The 23,176-nt window shown below is 37.8% G+C and carries 17 protein-coding genes and 1 pseudogene; 8 read left to right on the plus strand and 10 right to left on the minus strand.

The window, feature by feature from the left end:
- Nucleotides 1-119: 119 nt before the first annotated feature.
- Entirely contained in the window at nt 120-1,577 is a 1,458-nt protein-coding gene (locus IPK35_23765; protein ID MBK8056202.1) for a M20/M25/M40 family metallo-hydrolase, read from the plus strand.
- A gap of 45 nt (nt 1,578-1,622) precedes the next feature.
- Nucleotides 1,623-3,443 carry a beta-galactosidase gene (locus IPK35_23770; protein ID MBK8056203.1) on the plus strand — a complete coding sequence of 607 codons (1,821 nt, stop codon included), beginning with the start codon at nt 1,623-1,625 and terminating at the stop codon, nt 3,441-3,443.
- Between the two features lie 1,112 nt (nt 3,444-4,555).
- On the opposite strand, the gene IPK35_23775 is transcribed toward IPK35_23770, so the two are convergent.
- The 7 genes and pseudogenes from IPK35_23775 to IPK35_23805 all read right to left on the minus strand — a co-directional run bounded on the left by IPK35_23775 (nt 4,556) and on the right by IPK35_23805 (nt 12,172).
- Nucleotides 4,556-5,827 (minus strand): hypothetical protein, encoded by a 1,272-nt coding sequence (locus IPK35_23775; protein ID MBK8056204.1) that lies wholly within the window; start codon nt 5,825-5,827, stop codon nt 4,556-4,558.
- Nucleotides 5,828-5,894: 67 nt separating this feature from the next.
- Nucleotides 5,895-6,146: a hypothetical protein gene (locus IPK35_23780; protein MBK8056205.1), complete on the minus strand. Its 252-nt coding sequence runs from the start codon at nt 6,144-6,146 to the stop codon at nt 5,895-5,897.
- A 112-nt stretch (nt 6,147-6,258) separates the two neighbouring features.
- Entirely contained in the window at nt 6,259-6,495 is a 237-nt protein-coding gene (locus tag IPK35_23785) for a hypothetical protein (protein ID MBK8056206.1), read from the minus strand.
- A gap of 151 nt (nt 6,496-6,646) precedes the next feature.
- Nucleotides 6,647-8,860: a hypothetical protein gene (locus tag IPK35_23790; protein ID MBK8056207.1), complete on the minus strand. Its 2,214-nt coding sequence runs from the start codon at nt 8,858-8,860 to the stop codon at nt 6,647-6,649.
- Between the two features lie 62 nt (nt 8,861-8,922).
- Nucleotides 8,923-9,784: pseudogene (locus IPK35_23795) on the minus strand (DUF4143 domain-containing protein).
- Nucleotides 9,785-9,787: 3 nt separating this feature from the next.
- Entirely contained in the window at nt 9,788-11,677 is a 1,890-nt protein-coding gene (locus IPK35_23800) for an IS1634 family transposase (protein MBK8056208.1), read from the minus strand.
- A 171-nt stretch (nt 11,678-11,848) separates the two neighbouring features.
- Nucleotides 11,849-12,172 carry an AAA family ATPase gene (locus IPK35_23805; protein ID MBK8056209.1) on the minus strand — a complete coding sequence of 108 codons (324 nt, stop codon included), beginning with the start codon at nt 12,170-12,172 and terminating at the stop codon, nt 11,849-11,851.
- Nucleotides 12,173-12,805: 633 nt separating this feature from the next.
- Between IPK35_23805 and IPK35_23810 the strand changes: the two genes are divergently transcribed.
- Genes IPK35_23810 through IPK35_23835 form a run of 6 tightly spaced genes read left to right on the plus strand, consistent with a single transcriptional unit; the run spans nt 12,806 to nt 18,335 of the window.
- Complete coding sequence (locus IPK35_23810) at nt 12,806-13,261, plus strand: nucleoside deaminase (GenBank protein ID MBK8056210.1); 456 nt, start codon at nt 12,806-12,808, stop codon at nt 13,259-13,261.
- A gap of 1 nt (nt 13,262) precedes the next feature.
- Nucleotides 13,263-14,639, plus strand: a complete 1,377-nt coding sequence (locus IPK35_23815) for an FAD binding domain-containing protein (protein MBK8056211.1) — start codon at nt 13,263-13,265, stop codon at nt 14,637-14,639.
- A gap of 20 nt (nt 14,640-14,659) precedes the next feature.
- Nucleotides 14,660-16,912, plus strand: a complete 2,253-nt coding sequence (locus IPK35_23820) for a molybdopterin-dependent oxidoreductase (protein MBK8056212.1) — start codon at nt 14,660-14,662, stop codon at nt 16,910-16,912.
- A 9-nt stretch (nt 16,913-16,921) separates the two neighbouring features.
- On the plus strand, nt 16,922-17,410 hold the full coding sequence (locus IPK35_23825) for a hypothetical protein (GenBank protein MBK8056213.1): 489 nt from the start codon (nt 16,922-16,924) through the stop codon (nt 17,408-17,410).
- Nucleotides 17,401-17,676 (plus strand): XdhC family protein, encoded by a 276-nt coding sequence (locus IPK35_23830; protein ID MBK8056214.1) that lies wholly within the window; start codon nt 17,401-17,403, stop codon nt 17,674-17,676. The genes IPK35_23825 and IPK35_23830 overlap by 10 nt, the downstream gene beginning before the upstream one ends.
- The gene (locus IPK35_23835; GenBank protein ID MBK8056215.1) at nt 17,673-18,335 is read left to right on the plus strand and encodes an XdhC family protein; all 663 of its coding nucleotides are present in this window, start codon (nt 17,673-17,675) and stop codon (nt 18,333-18,335) included. Before IPK35_23830 ends, IPK35_23835 begins: the two co-directional genes overlap by 4 nt.
- 300 nt (nt 18,336-18,635) lie before the next feature.
- Here IPK35_23835 and ltrA read toward each other — a convergent pair whose 3' ends face one another.
- From ltrA to IPK35_23850, 3 genes are all read right to left on the minus strand, one after another.
- Entirely contained in the window at nt 18,636-20,027 is a 1,392-nt protein-coding gene (gene ltrA, locus IPK35_23840; protein MBK8056216.1) for a group II intron reverse transcriptase/maturase, read from the minus strand.
- 631 nt (nt 20,028-20,658) lie between these two features.
- Nucleotides 20,659-21,819, minus strand: a complete 1,161-nt coding sequence (locus tag IPK35_23845; protein MBK8056217.1) for a DUF1624 domain-containing protein — start codon at nt 21,817-21,819, stop codon at nt 20,659-20,661.
- Between the two features lie 79 nt (nt 21,820-21,898).
- Nucleotides 21,899-23,140 (minus strand): alpha/beta hydrolase, encoded by a 1,242-nt coding sequence (locus IPK35_23850; GenBank protein MBK8056218.1) that lies wholly within the window; start codon nt 23,138-23,140, stop codon nt 21,899-21,901.
- Nucleotides 23,141-23,176: the final 36 nt, after the last annotated feature.

The following is a 23,176-nucleotide window of genomic DNA, read 5'->3' on the forward strand; positions in this document are numbered from 1 at the left end:
AATAATTATATTTTTACACCATTGAAATATAATTTGTAAGAAAAAGGTGAAATTCTAATTATATAGATTGTAATTTGGTTATATTTCAAAATTAATTGTAAAAATATTAATCAATTTTCATGATCAATTTATTCAAAGTTTTATCTCTGATTATCCTTGTACTGGTATGTTTTTTAGTGATTAATACTTTCAAAATCACATCAAAACAACTGGTCGGAATAGAACCCGCACCGCCTGTAGCTATTTCAGATTCAGCAGTAATTCATTTGTCTGAGGCCATAAAATTTCGAACAGTATCCTATTCGGATCTTTCTATGATTGACAGTGCCCAGTTTCAAAAGTTTATAGATTATGCTTCACAAACTTATCCTCTCATTCACAGCCAACTGAAGCTGGAAAAGGTTAATTCTTATGCGCTGCTCTACGAATGGAAAGGGAAAAATCCGTCATTAAAACCTGTATTGCTGATGGGGCATTATGATGTAGTACCCGTCATACAGGGTACGGAAAGACTATGGGAACACTTACCATTTGCAGGAGATATCACGGAGTCACATGTTTATGGCCGGGGATCCCTGGATGACAAAACCACCGTTATGGGCGTCTATGAAGCTGTTGAATATTTACTCAAAATTGGATATCAACCGGAAAGAACCTATTATCTTGCTTTCGGACACGACGAAGAAGTGTTGGGTAAAAATGGTGCTGAGGAGATTGCATCCATACTCGAACAAAGAAATATTCAGCTGGAATATGTACTGGATGAGGGTGGTATGATCAAACAGGATGGTATCGAAGGTTTAAAAAAGCCAATCGCTATGATCGGGGTTGCAGAAAAAGGATATGTGACCCTTCAGTTGACTGCGATTGCGGAGGGAGGTCACTCTTCTATGCCACCGCCTACTACTGCCATAGGTGATCTGGCTCAGGCAATAGATCGGTTACAAAAAAATCCATTTCCGTACCGGCTGGAAGGAGCAGCAGATTATATGCTTGATTACCTGGGACCTGAGATGCCTTTTATGAACAAAATGGCGATGGCCAACCGATGGCTTATGAAAAGAATAATCATCAATTCGCTGGCTAAAACCAATTCAGGAAGTGCTATGCTGCATACTACTACGGCCCCGACAATACTTGATGCAGGCCTTAAAGAAAACGTCTTACCCATAGACGCTTCCGTAAAAATCAATTTCCGCATCCTGCCAGGAGATTCAGTAGCTGGAGTGATCCGGCATGTTAAAAAATCGATTAAAAATGACAGTATTAAAGTGGATATTGTTGGTGGTGCAGGCACAGAACCATCTTTTGTTTCAGACACTTCTTCATATGGCTTCAGATGGATTCACACGACGGTCAAACGATGTTTTCCGGATGTGTATGTTGCCCCATACCTGGTAATAGGAGGAACGGACTCAAGATTTTTCAAAAAACTATCCAATAGCATCTACCGTTTTATGCCGGTAAGATTTACAGATGAAGACCTTAAAAGATTTCACGGAACAAATGAACGCATCAGCAAGGAAGATTTCAAAAACGTTGTGCGCTTTTATGTGGAACTGATCAGAGGAAGCTGAATGTAAATAGGGAGTTTTTAAATAATAATCAATTATTAAATTAGCATGAACACAATGAAGCTTGCTATATGCCTAAGTTTGACATTTATGTTGGATTGCCTTTCTGCTCAATGGACACCTGCAGGTGAAATGATTAAAACCAAATGGGCAGATAAAATAGATATCCAAAAAGTGTTGCCCGAATATCCCCGGCCCATCATGGAACGAAAAGAATGGCAGAATTTAAATGGGCTTTGGCAATATAGTATTAATTCAGCCAATAGCCCAAAACCACGGAAATTTGACGGTAATATCCTTGTCCCGTTTCCTGTGGAATCAAGCTTATCAGGAGTCATGAAATCAGTAGGTAAAGATAAAGCCCTTTGGTACAACAAAACATTTAACATTCCATCAGGCTGGAAAGGGAAAAAGGTTATTTTACATTTTGGAGGAGTAGACTGGAAAACTGACGTCTGGATCAATGACATAAAAATAGGATCTCACACGGGAGGATATAGTCCTTTTTCTTTCGAAATTTCTCCGTACCTTCATACAAAAGATCAGGTCATCACTGTAAAAGTATGGGACCCAACCAGTGATGGTGCACAACCAAGAGGAAAACAAGTCAATCATCCTAATGGAATATGGTATACTCCGGTGACAGGTATCTGGCAGACTGTTTGGTTAGAGCCTGTAGATCATACGAGTATCGCCCAACTTAAGATCACACCTGACATAGATAAAAATAGTGTTAGTATCCAAACTTTTGCTGAAAACTATAAGACAGGAGATATTATTCAGATTAAAGTCTTTGATGGAATCCAGGAAGTTGCATCTGAGAAATCAACCTTTAATATACCAGCAGATGTCTTTATTGATAAACCCAAATTGTGGTCTCCTGAGTCACCTTTTTTGTATAACATGACGATCCAGATACGTCGGGGCGATTTGGTGGTTGACGAAGTGAAGAGTTATTTTGCCATGCGCAAGATATCAATAAATCGGGATGCAAGCGGAATCGTGCGAATGCAGTTGAACAATAAGGATTATTTTCAATACGGGACATTGGATCAGGGATGGTGGCCGGATGGACTTTATACGGCACCTACTGACGAAGCACTGATGTATGACATTCAAAAGACCAAAGATCATGGGTATAATATGATCCGAAAACACGTTAAAGTTGAGCCTCAACGCTGGTATATGCATTGCGACCGCTTGGGTATGCTGGTGTGGCAGGACATGCCGAGTGGTGATGGAGGCAATGGTTGGGATATGAAAAATATGTTTTCCGGCAATGAATTTCAGCGAAGTCCTGAATCAGAGAAAATATTCAGAAAAGAGTGGAAAGAGATTATTGACTTTTTATATTCTTACCCAAGTATAGTGATGTGGGTGCCATTTAATGAGGCATGGGGACAGTTTAAAACCAGAGAAATTACAGAATGGACACAAATGTATGACCCTTCTAGGCTTGTCAATGCTGCAAGCGGAGGCAATCATATCAAGACAGGTCATGTTTTGGATATCCATCATTATCCTCAACCGGAAATGTATTTGTATGATGCAGACCGTGTAAATGTTTTGGGTGAATATGGGGGTATTGGCTTACCTTTGGAAGGTCATTTGTGGCAAAAAGACAAAAACTGGGGATATGTCAAGTTTAAAAACTCCAATGAAGTCACAGACGAATACGTCAAATATGCCGAAAAGTTGAAGGGCATGGTACTTTCAGGGTTTTCGGCTGCAATTTACACTCAGACCACTGATGTGGAAGGCGAAGTAAACGGACTTATGACATACGACAGAAAAGTCGATAAACTCGACATAGAGCGGGTAAAAAAGGCAAATCAGGAAGTGATTCAAATACTTCAAAACAGAAGATAATCCATATTAAATGGGTGCATTTCATTTTTCGCCCTTTGCTCGATTTCTTATCAAGTTTCGTTTGTTCGTCGTAGCTTCTTGCTACGATGCAGTATAGACAGGCATCTTGCCTGAATCGCTAAATAATAAAATGGTGATTTTTAATGTGAAGCGAAAAAATGAAATACACCCTATTAAATGATGTAATTTAAAATCAAAAAATAGTACCTTGCAAACGAAATCAATATTTTGAAGTAACATATAAATTTTGTTTGCCATGTTCTAAGATCCTGATGCCATCATTGCTGTTTTTTTTTGTAGAAGTGGCGGCATAATGGCTTAGCTATATGGCATATTTCAGACATTCCGGTACAGGGCCGCTGGTCATCATTTTTGGTGCTGTTTTGTCTAATCTCGGCATTATACCGGCTTCATCACCGGCTACTTCTATCTATGATGCCGTGTTTTCCTAAATAGAACCACTCTCTCCAAATTTTTGAAGTAAGGACGATTATGTGATTCTGAAAAAAACTAACTTATATTCTGCAGCTATAGCTGAACTATTATTTTTTTTTGGCTTTATGTTGATTTGTGGGGCAACCGATTTTACTTTTTCAGGGAGCTTTCTGGCCTTTCTTTTTTAGTCAAAATTCATCAAAAATGCGTTAAAAGTGGAAAACTGATTGATCCAAAACGTATGTAAAACGCGACAGTAAAATGATTTTAATCTATAGATAGCGCCAGCTTGGTTTAAACTAAACAATTGGCTATTAATTATATGTATTAGAATTTATTGGTTTCGATGCATGGATTATTACTCATTTTGACTAAAACATTTGCACTTCACTCAGTCTTTTGCTCTGTGCGGGCGGCAGTTACTTTTTTGCATTGCCGAGTCCACTCTAAAAAGCAATTTGATTATCCCGAAGGGATAAAATTTGAATAACCATCGGTAAAACAGGCGAAAAACAATAGTAGAGATTTCTAAACCCTGAAGGGGTTTAATTCTTAAAATGCTAATATTCAACCCTTTCAGGGTTGAGCATTGTAATTGACACAATATCGGTTCATGCTCATTTCATGTTGATTTAGTATTAGATTTAATTTTAGCAATTATAAACATTCATTAACCATCATCTGTTGGCTTCAGAAATCCAATGGAACTGTCTTTCTGATAGTTGAAAATGTCTCTTATTTTTGTTTAGTTTAAAATACAATGAATCTGATTTCAATTTCCCCCAAAGTGTTAAGGTGCTATCATCGGTAATTTTATAATTTAAGACAAAAAGATTAGTCGTGTCGGAAATTTGTTTTTTAAATTTAATGGTTTGAGAGATGGTATCAGGTTCGTAAACAAAATAACCTCTGTTATATCGTTGTCTGAATAAAGTATCCGATGTATTTATACTTCCAGTTCCCCCTTTATCAAAAATAAAATCTTTCCACATCATTTTGTCATCAGATATAGTAATAGTATCTTGATTTTTTACAAAGGTGTCGATATTGTACACTCCTGCTTTTATTGGTTTCAATTCACCTTTAAGGTTTTCTTCCTTAAACATTTTCCATGATTGAACCAATGGCATCAATACAAAAAGTAAAACAAATATTACTTTCAAAACAATTCTTGAAATCTTTTGCCATCTCTTTTCCAAAACAATTTCATATAAGGCAGAAGGTTGAACATTTTGGTTAAGACAAAAGAAATTAAGTAGTCGTTTCCCGTCGTAAAAGGCAAGAAACAAGCAGCAGATCAACAGTAACATTGAGTATTGTTTTACCGGAATATCGTAACAAAGATTTAGCATAAATACATTTGCAAAAACTCCAATACCTAGCAAGGCTCCGGTTGTGACAGTTTTACGGTTGAGAAGCAACAGACCGACAATAGTTTCCATCACTCCTGAAAATATCTGATAAGGTGTAGAATAACCTAAAAACATCCAGGAAAGCCGCATCGGTAAAAAATCTCCTAAAGGTGTGGCCAATTGGCTAAGATTGGGAAATGGCATTTGTAACGCAAAGAGTTTATGAATACCATAACTTAGTGAAACGATGGCAAGATGGTACCGAATGATATTTCGTAGCCAGAAGTTCAGTGAATTATAGTTTTTTTCTCTTTTTCTGTCCACCAATGTCCATATGATACTGCCAATTATAGATAAAAGGATAATGGTATAAAATTGAGCCCAGGCAAAAGAAGTATCACCACTTCCACCACCATTTTGGTTTAAAGTATCCTTGATATGGAAAAAGTATTTATTAAAAAATTCAACAATCCAAACTTCACCAAGATGAAAAAAGTCAAGAAGATAGGTAGCACCTGGAATATCGTATAAATACCACCACGGACTAATTATCAGTATAAAAAACAAAAAGAAAAATCTAGAAAGGAATTTTGTCATCTTTTAGGAAATTTTAAGGGGTGAAACTAAAATTTTAAATACACAATTTAAAAAGTATTGAAAAGCTTCAATCTCTATTTAATTCAATAGATGTAATGGTGTTTAATGTTCTCTCATCATAAAATCCTGTGACTTTTTTCTCATTTACAGCCACCAGTTCCGGAGTCACAAAATATTTAAAATACAAATTTTCTCCATAAGCAGCCATAATGCTGGTCTCTCCGGGAAGGTCACCTGCAGTCACTTCTTCAGCACCACACAAAACACCTTCAATAGAAAAAATCAATAAAATAGTAATGGATAAAAATCGTGAATACATACGAGACGGATTTTTTTATTATGTTAAACAAAAAAAATATTTCTGAGATAAAGGTATAAACTTTGGCACATTTTATTACAATATTTATCAGCTTTCTTCTAATTATTCCAAATTATTTAATTTGGGGAGCTCCTTCCTTTACAACAAAAACATTCTCCAGGTTTTCTGTTCCATCAGATAAAACCAACATATAATTACTTATTTCCAAATATTGTTGATAATGCACAAAATATGGTTGATTGCTTTCTTCTTTTTTTATGATCATATCCCAACGGTATTCATTAAATCCTTTTTGACCCTGTAGCGTTGTAGTCCAGACGACTTTATTGTCTTTATCTTTAAGCGACAAAGTGATGGATTTGTCTGCACTTAACCAAAATGATATACTTGTTTTTTCAACAGTTTGTGGTAAAACTTCTCCGCTGTGTGAACTAAATGCTGGTCGCTTGATTTCTGCAATGTCAAATAAATGGTCCTTGTCCTGCGGGTAATTTTGGAGATCATAGCATGAATTGGGCGCAGGTTGATTTTATAAATACCTCTGCCATGCGTAGCAACAACCAGATCCATTTTGCCTTCATGGATTTCGAGATCGGCCACAGCAGCTGCGGGCAAATTATTACCCAAATATGCCCATGTTTTTCCTCGATCTGCTGAGACAAACACACCTCGTAATCCTCCGGCGTATAAGATATTTTCATCGGTTGGGTCTTCCAAAATAACATTGACCGGTTCATCAGGCAACCCTTTGGCAATGTTCGCCCAGCTTTTGCCATAATCTTCTGAGACATAAAGATAACTCTGAAGTCATCGTAATTGATACCTGTCATAGCATATACCCTTCCTTTTGCAAAGCGGGATGGGCAGATACTTCGAATATAATTATTGGCAAGTCCTGTACTGTGTTCTTCCCATCTGGCCCCATCGTTTTTTGTTAACCAAAATGCGCCTCTGTCTGTACCCGCATAGAGCAATCCTTTTTCAATAGCAGATTCTACCAGTGCGCCTGTCGAGAAGGATTTTTTTTCTTTGATGCCTGATATGGCCAAATTTGGGCTTATGGTTTGCCAGTTATCACCTCTATCGGTGCTTTTAAATATAAAATTACCACCGTGATACAGCGTTTTACTTTGATGCGGTGATATAAAATAAGGGGTGATATAATTGAAAACCAGCGTATCTGTACTATTTTTTGGAAGCTGCGGCATTATCGAAAATGTAGTGTCCATTTTTTGATCATAACGTATGGCATAGCCATGCTGCGCACTGTAGTAAACAGTGTTTTCATCTTCAGGGTCCACTTGCGAAACACAACCATCTCCACCATCCCATGGGTCAATCCAGAGGTATTTCCAGGTGTCTGGGAAATGGGGTTTAATTTCTTTGGGCTGTCCGTATACGGTGGCATTGTCCTGTGTACCACCATAAATGACGTAATTCTTTTGATCAATCGTAATATCGTAAAATTCACCAACGGGTATATTGTTGTAATGAAACCACGACAAACCTTTATCATAACTCACATAAAAACCGCCATCATTGCCGGCTGCAAGGTGCCGTGGATTATTGGGATTTATCCATAATTCGCATTGGTCTAAGTGAAAACCTTTTGCCAAACTTGGGGTAGATCTGGTCACATTGCCGCCGATAAATGAAAATGTTTTGCCGCCATCCACACTATGCGCCAACCGCACGCCCAAACAATAGACTTCATCATCGTCCTGGGGATTGATATACACATCTGTGAAATACCAACCAATAACGGAAAAATTGTAAACGGGCGCACTATGGGTTTTAGCCCACGTCAATCCGCCATCTGTTGTTTTGTACAATTCTGCCGATTCGCCTTTTGGATTATGAAGGTTGTCTACCAAAGCATACGCTTTTAAGGGATTTGTATAGGACACTGCCAGCCCAGTGCGTCCTACTAAGGCTCCGGAAGGTAAACCATTGGTACAAGCTGTCCACGTTTTACCACCATTATTGCTCCTGTAAACCCCAGAGTTTTTGCCTGTTATACCCGGATAAACTTCCCACATAGAAGCATACATTATTTTAGGATTGGAAGGTGCTATCACCACATCGGTGGCGCCTGTTGCATCGTCTTTGTACAAAACTTGTTGCCAGGTTTTGCCCCCATTTTTGCTTTGGTATAGGCCTCGGTTTTTATTTTTTGACCATAAATGTCCCAGCACCGCCACCAGAACAATATCAGGATTTTTAGGATGAATGGCAATTTCAGCGATGGACCAAGAATCTTCCAATCCGATATGCTGCCAGGTTTTTCCTGCATCATTTGAACGATACATGCCTGTGCCCTGCAAGGTGAAATTGCGTGGTTTTTTCAGGTTTTCGCCCGTCCCGAGGTAGATGATATTAGGATTTGATGGCGCTAATTCCATATCACCAATACCCAAAGATGCCTGATCTTCAAAAATGCAATGCCAATTGATGCCATGGTTTACTGTCTTCCACAAGCCTCCGGAACCAAAGCCCACGTACATGGTACCAGGGTTTGTGGCATCTACCTGTACAACATCGGCACGGGCAGAATTGACCATCGGACCCAATGGTACCCATTCGAGTTTGTATGTGGTCTCTTTTTTCATCTTTTGATAGGTGGAAAATGAAGCTACCAAAGGAGAACTGGGCTGTTGAGCAAAAGCAATATTAACAAAAATGCTCATTGCAGATAAGAGCAATACTTTATTCATTTTTTAAAAGTTGATTTTTTTGATAAATATTTCTGGCGGGTTACGGGAATAAAAAAATGACTTTACTCTAAAAATCCAGCATAATTTTCACTATCTATATACGACGATGAAGCAACAGTATAATTTGCCAGTAATGATGCAGGTACTTTTAGTCGGTTGGTTTTCCATTTAAACTCGTACGTGTGTAAAGCTCCATCGTATTCTTCTATATAGTCCACTTCGGCCTGGTCAAACGTTCGCCAAAAATAGCTATTGCAATAATGGTTGTTATAACTATTTCGTTTTATTCTTTCGGCTATTAAATAATTTTCCCACAAGGCCCCTTTATCGTTTCTTAATGCCAATGGATTAAAATTATTTATTATACTGTTTCTTACTCCTATGTCGTAAAAATAAATTTTCTTTCCCTTTTTTATTTCATTGCGCACATTGCGGCTGAGTGCATTTAGTTTAAATACAATAAATGCTTTTTCCAATATATCAATATATTTTTCAACAGTGGCAACATTAATATTGCCAACTGATTTAGCGAGCTCATTGTAGCTTACTTCACTACCTACCTGCAATGCTAATGCCAGCACCAATTTTTGTATGATGGATGATTTTTTGATGCCTTCATACAGTAGTACATCCTTATACAAATAACTATTGATGATCTTTTAATACTTGCTTTTCATTTCCCGGATTAATGATAACTTCCGGGTAGCTTCCATAGATGAGTCGGGTTTCCAGTAATCATTTTTCTTCTATCAGAGAAGTATGATTTACCATTTCTCCAAAACTTATTGGATATAAGAAAAATTCTTTTTTACGCCCTGTCAGTGGTTCGTTACTTTTTTGTAATAATTCAAATGCAGATGAACCCGTGGCAACTACTTGTAGCTCTGGATAAGTATCAATTACTAGTTTTAATTTAACCCACATTGCTTAGGAGTCGGTCAAAAGTTGCCTTAGATGTGGGCTTTCAAGATTTTTGAGTTTCGGTTTGTGTACTACAGATTTTAGTTTTGTGAAGGGTCTGTTTTTAATTTTTAAAGCCATTTGCAGTTCTTTGAGTTTTTTGTCTGGCTCAGAACATTTCCTCACTATTATTTCTCTTCCTGCTTTATTTGTGCCTGTGGTAGTTATTACTTTTTGTGTGTTGCCTATTCTTACTACTTCTTTCCAGCAGTGATTGATGCCCGATGATTTTAATTGCTGACGGATCGTATTGACTAACCAATATGCTAATAACCCAAGATTAAGGTGAGCTAAGGTGGATTCATCTTTTTTATGGTAGATGGGTCGTAAATCAAGGTCTGTCTTTAGTACACGGAAGGTACTTTCTATTTCTCTTATAGTGTTGTAAATATTCCATATGATCACTTCGTCTTTGGCGTCTAGGCTTGTTTTGATAAAATACTGACCTAGGCCATCGATTGCTTGTTGGTCTTTGGCTTCATTTTTTGCCCAGGTCATGGAGACTACTTTTTCCTTTTTTTCATCAAGAATAAGGCTAATTTGGTATTTTGCTTGCGCTGATGGAAACTTTTGTTTGGCTCTTCCTATTCGTTGATTGACCTTGTCTGCTTGTTTTATACCTCCTTTTTTACTTATGGAAGCTTGTATTTTGTTCAACTCCTGTTCATATCCCGAATCAAACTTTGTTTTCATTCCCAGTTCCTTTTTTGCCTTGAGTTCACTGTTGATCTCCAGTATATAGTCTGTATGACCCTCTGCGAGTACTTTTTTCAACACGACCTTTTTATTGGATTTAGTCTCCAAATGGACGACCAATCGGCTGGTATCAAACTTGTAGTTTTTTACTTTTGTACGACTCACGCATAAGTAATGATAGCCTTTTTCCCTGATGATGGCTAGATTTTCTGCACTCGCTATGCCAGCATCCAGTACCACCACTGGCTTTTGTGCTCCTACAGTATAGTCTAAGCTATCGATGATTTTGCCTATGTCTTTACAATCTGAAAAATTGCCTTCGTGAATCGATGAATGTTTTATAAAGCCATATATATTGACTACTAAGGCTAGTACTACCAGTTTGCAATCTTTTCGCTTTTCCTTACTCCTTCCGTATTGGGCTAATTTACTGTTGCGCTTTTCGCCCTCAAAGTACGTACTGGTCAAGTCGTACAGCATGATCTTGTCTTGTATGTCAAAGAGTTCGTTGGTCTTTATTGATAAATGCTTTTCCAGTTTATCTTTGATATCATTTAGTCGTAAAGCACTTTTATATAACCGGTCTTTGTTCATCTTTTCAGGATCGTATCCTGTGAGCTCCATAATGGCCGAATTCTCATTAATCCATCTTGCTGTGGCTAGTTCCGATGCTGGATTTACAGCTCTACTGATAACCTGTGTTTGTGCTAGCTGTACTTCAAATTCGCTAAATCCATTATCTATCAACACTTTATCTAAATCTAACTGATGCCAGGCATTGTAACATAGCCACTCAGATCCCACTTCCCTGACGTTGCTGTGGGAGAGTGTGTCGGCATTGACCATGCGATTGTTCTCATCATATAGACTTAGATCCAACCGCTTACCTTGCACTATTACAGCCCAAAGTTTAGTAACCCACTTCTGGATTAATGGGTCGGTGAGTGGAAATAAGGAACGCTTGCGCTGATGCATATCTGTGAGTGTACGCGATATATGATTGAGCTGTTCAGGAGTCAAATCGTCTTCCATAAACCCTACATTGAGTATTGTTCTATGACAGATACGACCCGTTTCATTGCGGTAGCTCTCAACCAATCTGTAATATCGATCGTACTTTTTTGTTGCCGGATTTGTTCTGCCACTAAACTTGAAATACATGCCACAAAGGTACGGCAGTAGTTTTGACATGCGCAACTCCCCTGTGTACTACAAATCAATTTTTGAAAAATCAAAAAGTCTGATAATCTGTCTGTTATGATTATAACCTATCAACAAACCCCTATTACCACCCCAAAAAAAACCACATTTATCCCTAAAATGTGGATAACTTTATATGAAAGAGGTAATTTGAAGCCATTTTGAGCAATGTGGGTTAAGCCCTATATTTTCTATTTGTTGAGCCTCATCTATAACAATAAAGGTAGCTTTACCAAAAAGTTGTTTTAATTGTGTACTTGTAATTGCATTTTGTAACTGGATGTTTATATCCCCTTCATCAGCATTAAGCCAAAGGCTATTTTCTGGTTGTTCGGCCGCTATTTCTTTTAGCAATGTGGTTTTGCCAATTTGACGTGCTCCAATCAGCAGTATAACTTTTTTCTTAAAAAGATGTGCTGTCAGTTGAGTTTTTACAATTCTATTTATTGAATTCATGCACAAATATACCTAATATTTATATTACAATAGAAATATTAAGCCTAAATATTGATATAATTTTACTAAATTTTACCTGATAGGTATAAAAAATGCACGATGGTCGAAGTCTCTGACCGCTTCGGGTCAGGCTTGTCCGGCCGTAATCGGACTTATAGATGTGACTTCGATCCGATATTTTTATCCCGCGGGAATCGACAACTAGGGGATAAAGAATCAGTCTATCGCTTGACAGGTTTGAAATTAGTCATTACAAATGCCAGAACATTAAGTCCGGAAATATAGGTTGTCTCATGAGTATGATGCACCCGGTTAAATTGTTCAAACTTTGGAAAATATTGTAAATAAGTTGGATGAAATCCAAATTATAACAATATATACAGCATCCCCATTCCGATAATAATGAAAGTGCTATAAATGAGAATTGTTGGTTTTATTGAGAATTAATTATTTATTCAAATTTTATAATTCACCCTTCAATTGGAATATTTAATTCCGGGAAAAACCCAAATTAATATAAACCATTATTTACAGTAAAAATATAAATCAGTGGCAAATTATACCCATCTGAGCATAACTTTATTATATTTACCACAATTATTTATTTTCAATGGACGCTGATATACATACTAAATTTATGAGGAAGCCATAAAACTTTCCATAGACAATGTAAAATCCGGAAAAGGCGGACCCTTTGGTGCAGTGATAGTCAAAGATGGTAAAATCATTGCTCATGGTACAAATGAAGTAACATCTTCCAATGATCCTACGGCTCATGCAGAAGTCGTAGCTATCAGAAATGCATGTACAAAGTTAGGTACATTTCAATTGGACAATTGTGATATCTATACCAGTTGTGAGCCGTGTCCGATGTGTTTGGGTGCCATATACTGGGCCCGGCCTGCCAGATTATTTTTTGCCAATACAAAGAAGGATGCGGCTGAAATTCACTTTGACGATCAGTTTATTTATCAGGAACTGGAAATCCCATACCCTGATAGAAAACTTTTTACCACACAATTGCTCAGAGAAGAAGCTTTGGAAGCTTTTAAACTATGGCGCACCAGTATAAATAAGATAGAATATTGATATGAATATTCGGTTTATACTTAATGATAAAATGGTTGTCACTGCCAGCAATAGTGCCTTGACCTTACTTGATTTTATCCGCTATGAGGCTCAGCTTAAAGGCACAAAAATAGGTTGCAGAGAGGGAGATTGCGGTGCCTGTACCGTATTGTCAGGTACACTTATCGATGAAAAAGTGCATTACAAAATTATCACTTCCTGTCTGACCCCATTGGCCAACGTACATGGAAAACACATCGTAACTATCGAAGGTCTAAACATATCCGGAGTCAATAAAGTACAAGACGCTCTTGTTGAAAATAGCGGCACACAATGCGGATTTTGTACACCTGGTTTTGTAGTGTCCTTAAGTGGTTTTGCGCTAAATGAAAAAAATCACGATCAGTCTTCAGCCATCAGCAGTATTGACGGCAACATATGCCGATGTACAGGGTACAAATCTATAGAGCGAGCTGCACAAACTATAGTAAAAAACCTGACAATAGTAGATAATACCAATCGTTTGGAGTGGCTGATCAAAAATAAATTTATTCCAGAATATTTTGAATCAATTCCATCCCAGCTTGAAAAAATTGAACCTTTATCATCTTTTGCAGGTAATGTAGCCATAGCCGGAGGCACCGATCTGTATGTCAGAAGTCATGATGAATTATCAGATATGAAGTTGAATTTTTTATCAGGTCATTCAACCCCCAATGTAATATCCGTTCATGATGGTGGATGCAAGCTAAAAGCAACCACAACTGTCAGTGAATTGATGGAAAATACTGAAATCTCTGATGTAATACCGAGATGGTATCAATATATGAAGCTGGTTTCATCTACACCAATAAGAAATATAGCCACTGTGGGAGGTAATCTGATTAATGCATCACCGATTGGGGACATCACGATTGTACTTCTGGCATTGAATAGTAAAATAACTTTATCAGACACTGCAAAAAATCAAAGAGCTATCCAGCTGGATAATTTTTATAAAGGATACAAAATACTTGACAAAACCAGTGATGAGATTATTACAGAAGTCTCATTTCAATTGCCTGGAATACATACCAAATTTAATTTTGAAAAGGTGTGTAAAAGAATGTATCTCGATATTGCCAGTGTAAATACAGCTATTACCGTTCAAAACAAAGATCAGGAAATTGTACAGCTGAGATGTTCAATAGGTGGTGTGGGTCCGATTCCGTTATTCCTTGCGTCTACCAGTAACTTTTTAGTAGGGAAAAAAATTTCTGCAGCTAATTTAATTGGAGCTGAACTGATTTTACAATCCGAAATAAGTCCTATTAGTGATGCAAGAGGACATAAAGAATATAAACGTTTATTGGCAAGACAATTATTTTTTAGTCATTTTATCACTTTATTTCCACAATAAGTCAAAATGGAAGACCTGATATGATCAATATTGATGCACAAAATCATGTAAAAGGCAAATCCATATATTTGGATGACATTCCGGAAATAAGCGGGACACTATATTGCCTTCCTTTTTTTGCAGAAACAGCTCATGCCAGAATTAAAAATATTAATATTCAGGAAGCCAGTCAACTTTCAGGCATCTCCGCAATCTTTTTGGCCCAAGACATTCCCGGAGCAAACCAGATAGGTGGTATTATCCCGGACGAACCACTTTTTGCAGTGGATGAGGTCCACTATTGGGGCCAACCTATTGGCTTGATAGTAGGAGTGTCAGAACATATTTGCAGGAAGGCAAGAAAACTTATACAGGTGTCATTTGATGAATTGCCATTAATAACTTGCCCTAGAGAAGCAAAAAAACTAAATCATCTGATTGTCCCTCCAAGGAAATTCAAAATCGGACATATTGACAAAGCCTGGTCAGAATGTGACTATATCATAGAAGGAAGTACCGATATCAATGGACAGGAACATTTGTATATCGAGACACAAGGTGCATATGCCTGGCCAAAGGAAGACAGAAGTGTATATGTAGCATCATCAACCCAAGGTCCAACGGCTGTACAGCGCACTATTGCTACTGTTCTGGATTTGCCGATGCATAAAATTGAGGTAAATGTTGTAAGATTGGGTGGAGGATTTGGAGGCAAAGAAGATCAGGCTACCATGTGGGCAGTTATGGCTGCGCTTGCTGCTCAAAAACTCAACAAACCAGTCAAAATATCGCTGCATCGTATGGACGACATGTGTATGACAGGTAAAAGACATCCATATTCATCAGATTTCCGGATAGGTTTGACCAAATCATTAAAAATCTTAGCGTATGAAGTGATTCATTATCAGAATGCCGGTGCGTCTGCAGATCTATCTCCGGCTATACTTGAGCGCACATTGTTCCATTCCACCAACGCATATTATATACCAAATGTCGAAGCAACTGCCTGGAGTTGCAGAACCAATTTGCCACCAAATACAGCGTTCAGGGGATTTGGAGGGCCGCAAGGCAAGTTTGTTATTGAAGCAGCTATCACAAAAGCTGCCGAAAGTATAGGAGTCGATCCTGATGAGATCCAAAAAGCAAACCTTGTAGATAATGGAGACGAGTTTCCATACGGTCAGGTGATTGAAAATGCAGAAGCAAAACACAGTTGGGAGGAATGTAATTTAGCTTTTAAGCTGGATGAAATAAAACAGAAAGTCGAGATCTTCAATGATTCCAATGTCCGGTTTAAAAAAGGATATGCAGTTCAGCCTATCTGTTTTGGTATTTCATTTACCAATACAATGATGAATCACGCAAGAGCATTAGTGCATATTTATCAGGACGGAAGTGTGGTCGTTAGTACAGGAGCAGTAGAAATGGGTCAGGGTGTGAATACTAAGTTAGTACAAATAGCAGCTGAGATATTTGGCATCAGCCCTGAAAAGATCAGAATAGAATCCACCAATACTCTTCGAATAGCCAATACATCACCGACCGCTGCCAGTGCCGGAGCCGACCTAAATGGCAAAGCTTTAGAAAAAGCCTGTAATACACTAAAGAACAGATTAATTCTAGTTGCTGAAAGTATTTTCGGAAACAAAGAAATCATTTTGAGCCATGATCAGGTCACATCCTCCGATAACAAAAAGCAGATGTCCTGGATAGCATTGATCCAGCAAGCTTTTCAGCAAAGGGTCTCTTTGAGTGAACACGCACATTATGCCACGCCTGTCATACACTTTGATAAGACGACAGAAAAAGGGCACCCCTTTGCATATCATGTTTACGGCACGGCTATCCTGGAAGTTACGGTAGACTGTCTGAAAGGTACCTATCAGTTTGATAGTGTAAAAATAGTGCACGATTTTGGAAATAGTATGAATACAGATGTTGATAACGGACAGATAGAAGGTGGTCTTGTACAAGGCATAGGATGGATGACGATGGAAGAAATCATCTACAATGAAAAAGGTAAGCTTATCTCCAATGCGCTTTCTACCTACAAAGTTCCTGATATATATTCAGTGCCAAGGGAAATTCATATTACGCATTTAAAAGCCATAGGTCCTGAACTTGCCATAAAAAAATCCAAAGCTGTAGGTGAACCACCACTCATGTATGGTTTGGGAGCATATTTTGCCATAAGAAAGGCTGTAAAAGCATTTAATCCATCGGCACAACTCGCTTTTGATGCGCCATACACACCCGAAAAGGTATTAATGGATCTCTACAAGGGCAAAAAATAGATCTGAAGTATGCAAATCAGAGAGAGTCAATACTTTAGCTATTTTATAGGTGGTATGATCTACATGACAGGAGATACTATCGCAGCTTTATTCAATAACGAAGGTGATATTTGGCGTAGCCTGGGTATATTTGTGATTGGCAGTACTTTGTATGCATTAGAAATAAAAACCTATTTCAGGTGGATCGATAAAAAAGTAAATGTCTTTGCGGGTTTAAAAAGGGTATGGATAAAAACGTGTCTGGCTCTGCTTTATTTTAATCCTTTATGGATAGCAAGACACCTTTGTATTGTGTTTTTGTTGTCCGACAAAGTAGATCAGATCAATGTCACGTTATTACAAACAGCATTCAATGCATTTCTTGTCAATATACCGGTCTCTGTTTTTGCCAATTATATCATCCAAAATAAAACACCTCTGGAATACAGATTCTGGGCAAGTGCACTATTTTCAGGCGTGATGGCGATCTATTACTCAATGAGCAGCGTATGGTTTTAGATTTTTATCATAAACTTTTGCCTGAGTTGGTAAAAAGTGAATCCATAGTGCTTATGGTGGTCATCAGAAGCGAAGGTAGCAGCCCCGGCAGGATGGGATTTTTAATGGCTGTTTCCCTCGATAATATTACGGGTACCATCGGTGGTGGGATTATGGAACACAAACTGGTTGAAATGTCAAAAGTATTGCTTCGAAAAGGACTTTTCAGCCTTTTATTAAACATCAAATACATCAGTCTTCATCAGGAAAAAACAAATCAGGTATGATATGCAGCGGAAATCAGACTGTAGCATTGTATTATCTGGACAGGAGCTATATTTCAGTCATTGAAAAAATACAAAGACATACCAAAGCGTACATTCGATATACTGATGTTGGGTTTGATGTAGTTTCAGATGATAAAACTTCTGATCATTCGGTCATAGAAAATGATCAAAAATGGACGATGGTTCAATCGATAGGAAGTCAGAATAAGGTATTTATAGTTGGTGGTGGTCATGTAAGTCTGGCTTTGAGTGAAGTGTTATCAAAACTCGATTTTGAAATCCATTTGCTTGATCATCGTGAAGGACTCAACACTTTTGAGATGAACAAGTTTGCTCATAGCAAAAATGTTATTGATCTGAACGAATGCCAAAAATACATTCCTGCGGGAGAGAATACGTATGTGGTCATTGTATCATTTGGGTACCGCACCGATAAAATTATTTTAAAGTCATTGTTGGGCAGCCAGTACAGATATGTCGGCATGATGGGCAGCAAAAAAAAGATAGAAGTGCTTTTTGCTGATTTGATCCGGGAAGGGTATCCTGATTCAGAACTTGATAAAATATTTGCCCCGATAGGAATGGATATAAAAAGTGAAACAACACATGAGATAGCTATCAGTGTAGCCGCTCAATTGATAGAGATAAAAAATTTATAATAATTGGGAACATTAAAAGTATTTCCTCAAACAAATGAAATGGCTGCTATTCATCTTAACTTTCTGCCAGCAAATACAAAAATGCAAAATAGTTAACTTTAAACAAAATAAAATAAAGGATCAAGTATTTATTATTTTTCAAATACCTTGGTAATGGCATAACTATTACCTAAGTATTTCAGCGTTGGTAAGATTCCAATTCAATTATAAATCGAGTAAGAGACAAAGGTAATTAAAAAAATAGATTACCTTTGTCGTCTTCTCACACCACCGTATGTACTTACGTGTACGGCGGTTTCTTTAGGTGGATTTGTGCAGATGGTTGTAGTTGGAGACTAAATCGTAGTATCCAATCTTTGTAAACCACTCGTTATTCATCCCGATATTGGTGCCTGGAGTGTTTGATAGACGCCACCAGCCTTTGCCACTTAGGGCTGTCAGCCAGCTCAATTTCTCACTTACGCCTTGGCTCCTTAGGAATCTGACAATACCAATCTTGCGTTTGCATTGTTTTATCCTAAAGCATCTTATTCGTCTTTTCAGCCAGCTGTTGATTCTTTCTATCTTCGATTTCATTTCTGATCTCTTGAAGTATTGTAACCAACCACGCAATAAGCTATTTACTTCCTTTATCAACTGATCCAGACTGATCCCACGTCGACGTGATGTCAGATCTTTTAGCTTCGACTTAAGTCGTAATTCGCTCGGCTTACTTAGATAAAGGCGACCACCACCACCTAGACTATGACCTAAAAACGCTACTTCATGTACTTTCCGTACTCCGCTCTTTTCTACATTTACTTTCAGACGCATTTTCTTAGTTATGTATTCGCTGATGCTAACATATACCCGTTCGGCACTTTGTTTACTTCTTACAAAGATCAAAACGTCATCTGCGTATCTTACATAACTCAGTCCACGCCTAGCCAGTTCTTGGTCCAGTTCATCTAATACGATGTTGGATAACAACGGACTCAGTGGGCTTCCTTGTGGTGTCCCCTTTATCCGTTGATGCGATACGCCACCTAACAGTATGCCACTACGTAGTATCTTTCTGATTAGGTCTAGTAATCGTTTGTCACCCATCCGTAAACTCAGATGCCACATCAATCGGCTATGATTCACTTCATCAAAGAATTTCTCTAAGTCGATGTCGACTACTCGTGTCTTCCCTGTTTTAACGTGTGACTGGGCTAACTTTAGTGCGCTCTCTGTTCCACGGCTTGGCCTAAATCCATGGCTGCTTTCCGTAAATGTAACTTCATAATACCTTACCATCACTTGGCTGATTGCTTGCTGTACAACTCGGTCTTTTACCGTCGGTATGCCCAGTAGCCTTTTGCCCCCTTTGGGTTTCGGTATCTCTACTCCACGTACTAATGAAGGGCGATAGTCTCCGTTTAGGATTTCTGTCTTTAGTGCTCCATGGTGCGTTCTAAACCATTTTCCGAACTCCTTGACATCTATTCCATCTACTCCCGGACTACCTGCGTTCGTTTTCACGTGTCGGTAGGCTTTTACTAGATTCCTTAGCGACGCTATCTCTTCCAGTACGTTCATCGTCTGTTCTCTCTCTTGCCAGCATCTGGAAGTCCACTTCGGACATACCTTTCCACTTCCGTCGTACCATACGGGTAGTTCATCATTGAATAGGCTGCTATTATTTCCTTCTCCCTGTCCAGCAGGTTGCATCGGTTTAGCATTTTCCTTGTCCTTAATCATTGGCCTTTACCATTACTTTCAAAAAAAATTAACATCCTAAAGATTCGATCCTTCGCTCCACATCCATTACAGATGATTCTTCACTACTATGATCTCTGCTGACTTCCTTTAAATAGTCCTTTACTTCCCTTGCGCTTTGTTCCGTCTCAGGTCGCTATTTATAGGATCTCCCAAGGTAAGTTCAATCTCTTTCCGTGTAACTGACATATTTTACTACCATTGTTTACGTCCGACTATTGGGCTTCGCAATCTATTGCTCACTTACCCACAATGTAAGCCTTATAATATGTTTCTGTTCGTTCAATCACACTTTTGCCGCCTGCTTCCTTCAGATTCTCAATTACTCAAGACACCCTTGCTATTGGCTAACGATTCCTATCGGCTGGCTCGTCGAGGACTTTCACCCCTTAGATATTAAACATGCTTGGCGCACAAAAAAAACAGCATTGATTTACACTACCAATGCTGTCCAGTAAAAAATAATTTTATTATATTGAAAGTTTTATTCCTGTGTATTGTGGTTTTTATTTAACCCACGCACAAAAAATATATTACAAAAACATAGTGACTGTTTAATCTTAGATTCTTATAGAAGCTGTGCCTACAAATAGCTCAACCACCATTTTTCTTTATGTGCCTGTTTATAAGTATCAAACCATTTACAAGACGGATACAACGAAATAATAATCCCTATCCACACCATATATACCACCAAAAGACTGTAACCAAATCCCTTGGGCATAGACCATTCAGGCAAAATCATAGCCTGCCAACCCAATCCTGAAAACTGAGCAAAAACCATGGCAACAATATGTATCAGGAACAGATGAATGATGTAGTAAAAAAAGGGAACCCTACCGAAAGTACAGAAGAAATTTACGACTTTTCCGCGTACATTTTCTGTATTGGCCAAAAATAAAAATGCTGCCCCCAAAGTCACCAATAAATACAGTAGCGAAGGCGGATACTTTGTCAGTTGCAAAAATGACATTAAGGTTTGAGAAAACATACCATTATCATCAAACGGTATAGACTCTCCATAAATATTAAACGACCTTAAAATAATAAATATCGATATAGCAGCAATACCAATGATGTTAAATGATTTTTTACGCTTATTGGGGTCAAAAGATGGTTCATAATAAGTACCAAAAAAGTAGCCAAGGGACATCACTGCAATCCAGGGTATCAAGGGGTATTCAATATAAAAATTTACATCATCTGAGATCTTAAAAATGTTCCGTTCGTGGATTACAGACCAAAACATTCGGCCACCCATATGAAAATTGTCCAACAGATTATGTCCAAAAATCAGTATAACACTAAATGCTAAGATAAAATACTTAGAAAAGTGAACCAACGCTGCTAAAACAATCATGCTTATCCCCAAAGACCAGATCACCAGCAAACCTGGACTTCTGAAATAGATATCAAAAAACCATGCAAAATTGACAATAGTCATTTCGATAAATACCAGCCATAGACCACGCTTGAATAGAAATACGGATAATTCTTTCTTTGATTTTCTTTTTCCAACCATAAAAGCAGAAGTACCGGCTAAAAAAGCGAAAGCAGGTGCGCAAAAGTGAGTAATAAATCTTGTGAAAAATATAGGTAAAGTACTTTGTAAAGGGTCAGATGGATCAAACATAAATGAATCATAATGAAAATAATCCCTGACATGGTCGAGGGCCATAACAATCATTGCCAGTCCTTTTAAAAGGTCAATGGATTCTATCCTTGGTTTTGAAATTGCAGTCATTTTAAAAATTTATTTTTGATTAATACCCAAAAAAATATGGAATAGGACGACATGTTAATATATGGATGTTTCCAAACGCTTATTTTTTAGCTCCTTCAAGCTCTGTCAATTTTTTCCTCGACCCTTCATTTTCCTTTATAGCCAAAGCTTTTTTCAATTGTAAAATCGCATTTGCTGTATCGCCCATGGCTATAAAATAATCGCCATAAGAATCATATACGTTATAACTTTCTGGATAATTTTCTACGTTGAGTTTGAAAAGACGTTCTGCTGTTTTATACATTTTCCTTCCCAGAAAATCATAGCCCATATAATTGATTTCTCCTTCGTCGGGCTTGATTTGGTAACCCATTTTTTGAGATAGCATGGCAAAGTGGTTTTGATATTTAGTTGCCAAAATACCTGTAGAATCTGTGAAATCCTTCATGCCGAGTTTTAAAGGGAAAAAATCAAAGAAATGACGTAAAGCATCATATTCTGTAATCAGCGGAACAGAGCCGTGTGTATCTTCCGGATAGTATTTACCCTGATAATTCAAGCCATTATTTTTATTTTTCTCAAATGCGGCTTGCAATTTTAATATGGAGCGGATATGTTTCGTTTCTTGTGAGGTATCTTTTTGAACCTTTTTTATATCCATACCATCCTCCAGTGTATTGGCGATACCCAGATATAGAGATTTTCCTTCAAACTTCTTTTCCATTAAAACCTTTTGCGTTTGTTTCAAAAGCTTTTCTTTGTCCCACCACATACTCGGATCAATGCAGATGTAGGAATTGAACAAATCGTTGTGATGCACAAAAGTCTGCATTACAGCCAAACCACCGAATGAATGACCGATGAGCATTTTATAAGATGCTACAGGATATTTTTTTTCAATATGCGGCATCAATTCCTTTTCTATAAATGCTATGAAGTTTTCACCACCTCCCGATGTTTTTGAAAACGTACTATCCATAAAAGGTGGGTCAGCATCAATATGCGTCGGTGTTAGGTCTCTGGTTCGATCCGTGTTGGGTATGCCTACCACCATCATTTTAGGACACATCGTATTACCATTGATGGTGCTCAATTGCTGAATCATGCCTACTACTGATGAAAAATGTCCCTCACCATCCAATACATACACTACAGGAAAACGCTCTTTGCTGTCGGCATTTCCACCAGGTACATGTACCCAAATTTTCCTGTTTTCACCCAAAATATTGGATTGGACACTATCCGTTACGCCAATGACGATGTTTTCATTTACTACTTTTCCTTGAGAAAATGCAGAAGTTGCCAGAAGATAAAAAGGTAGAAATAAGATTAAATTTTTCATTTAAAAAACTTGATTTTTTTTGATTTAAAATAGAGA

The sequence above is a fragment of the Saprospiraceae bacterium genome (assembly GCA_016713025.1).
GTDB lineage: Bacteria > Bacteroidota > Bacteroidia > Chitinophagales > Saprospiraceae > OLB9.

What these genes read in the sequence shown, in the direction of transcription:
- IPK35_23825 (MBK8056213.1), top strand. Translation starts at nt 16,922, where the DNA reads ATGCAAATCAGAGAGAGTCAATACTTTAGCTATTTTATAGGTGGTATG.
- IPK35_23765 (MBK8056202.1), top strand. Translation starts at nt 120, where the DNA reads ATGATCAATTTATTCAAAGTTTTATCTCTGATTATCCTTGTACTGGTA.
- IPK35_23815 (MBK8056211.1), top strand. Translation starts at nt 13,263, where the DNA reads ATGAATATTCGGTTTATACTTAATGATAAAATGGTTGTCACTGCCAGC.
- IPK35_23775 (MBK8056204.1), bottom strand. Translation starts at nt 5,827, where the DNA reads ATGACAAAATTCCTTTCTAGATTTTTCTTTTTGTTTTTTATACTGATA.
- IPK35_23835 (MBK8056215.1), top strand. Translation starts at nt 17,673, where the DNA reads ATGATATGCAGCGGAAATCAGACTGTAGCATTGTATTATCTGGACAGG.
- IPK35_23820 (MBK8056212.1), top strand. Translation starts at nt 14,660, where the DNA reads ATGATCAATATTGATGCACAAAATCATGTAAAAGGCAAATCCATATAT.
- IPK35_23805 (MBK8056209.1), bottom strand. Translation starts at nt 12,172, where the DNA reads ATGAATTCAATAAATAGAATTGTAAAAACTCAACTGACAGCACATCTT.
- IPK35_23830 (MBK8056214.1), top strand. Translation starts at nt 17,401, where the DNA reads ATGGTTTTAGATTTTTATCATAAACTTTTGCCTGAGTTGGTAAAAAGT.
- IPK35_23845 (MBK8056217.1), bottom strand. Translation starts at nt 21,819, where the DNA reads ATGACTGCAATTTCAAAACCAAGGATAGAATCCATTGACCTTTTAAAA.
- IPK35_23780 (MBK8056205.1), bottom strand. Translation starts at nt 6,146, where the DNA reads ATGTATTCACGATTTTTATCCATTACTATTTTATTGATTTTTTCTATT.
- IPK35_23770 (MBK8056203.1), top strand. Translation starts at nt 1,623, where the DNA reads ATGAACACAATGAAGCTTGCTATATGCCTAAGTTTGACATTTATGTTG.
- IPK35_23850 (MBK8056218.1), bottom strand. Translation starts at nt 23,140, where the DNA reads ATGAAAAATTTAATCTTATTTCTACCTTTTTATCTTCTGGCAACTTCT.
- ltrA (MBK8056216.1), bottom strand. Translation starts at nt 20,027, where the DNA reads ATGCAACCTGCTGGACAGGGAGAAGGAAATAATAGCAGCCTATTCAAT.
- IPK35_23800 (MBK8056208.1), bottom strand. Translation starts at nt 11,677, where the DNA reads ATGTATTTCAAGTTTAGTGGCAGAACAAATCCGGCAACAAAAAAGTAC.
- IPK35_23790 (MBK8056207.1), bottom strand. Translation starts at nt 8,860, where the DNA reads ATGAATAAAGTATTGCTCTTATCTGCAATGAGCATTTTTGTTAATATT.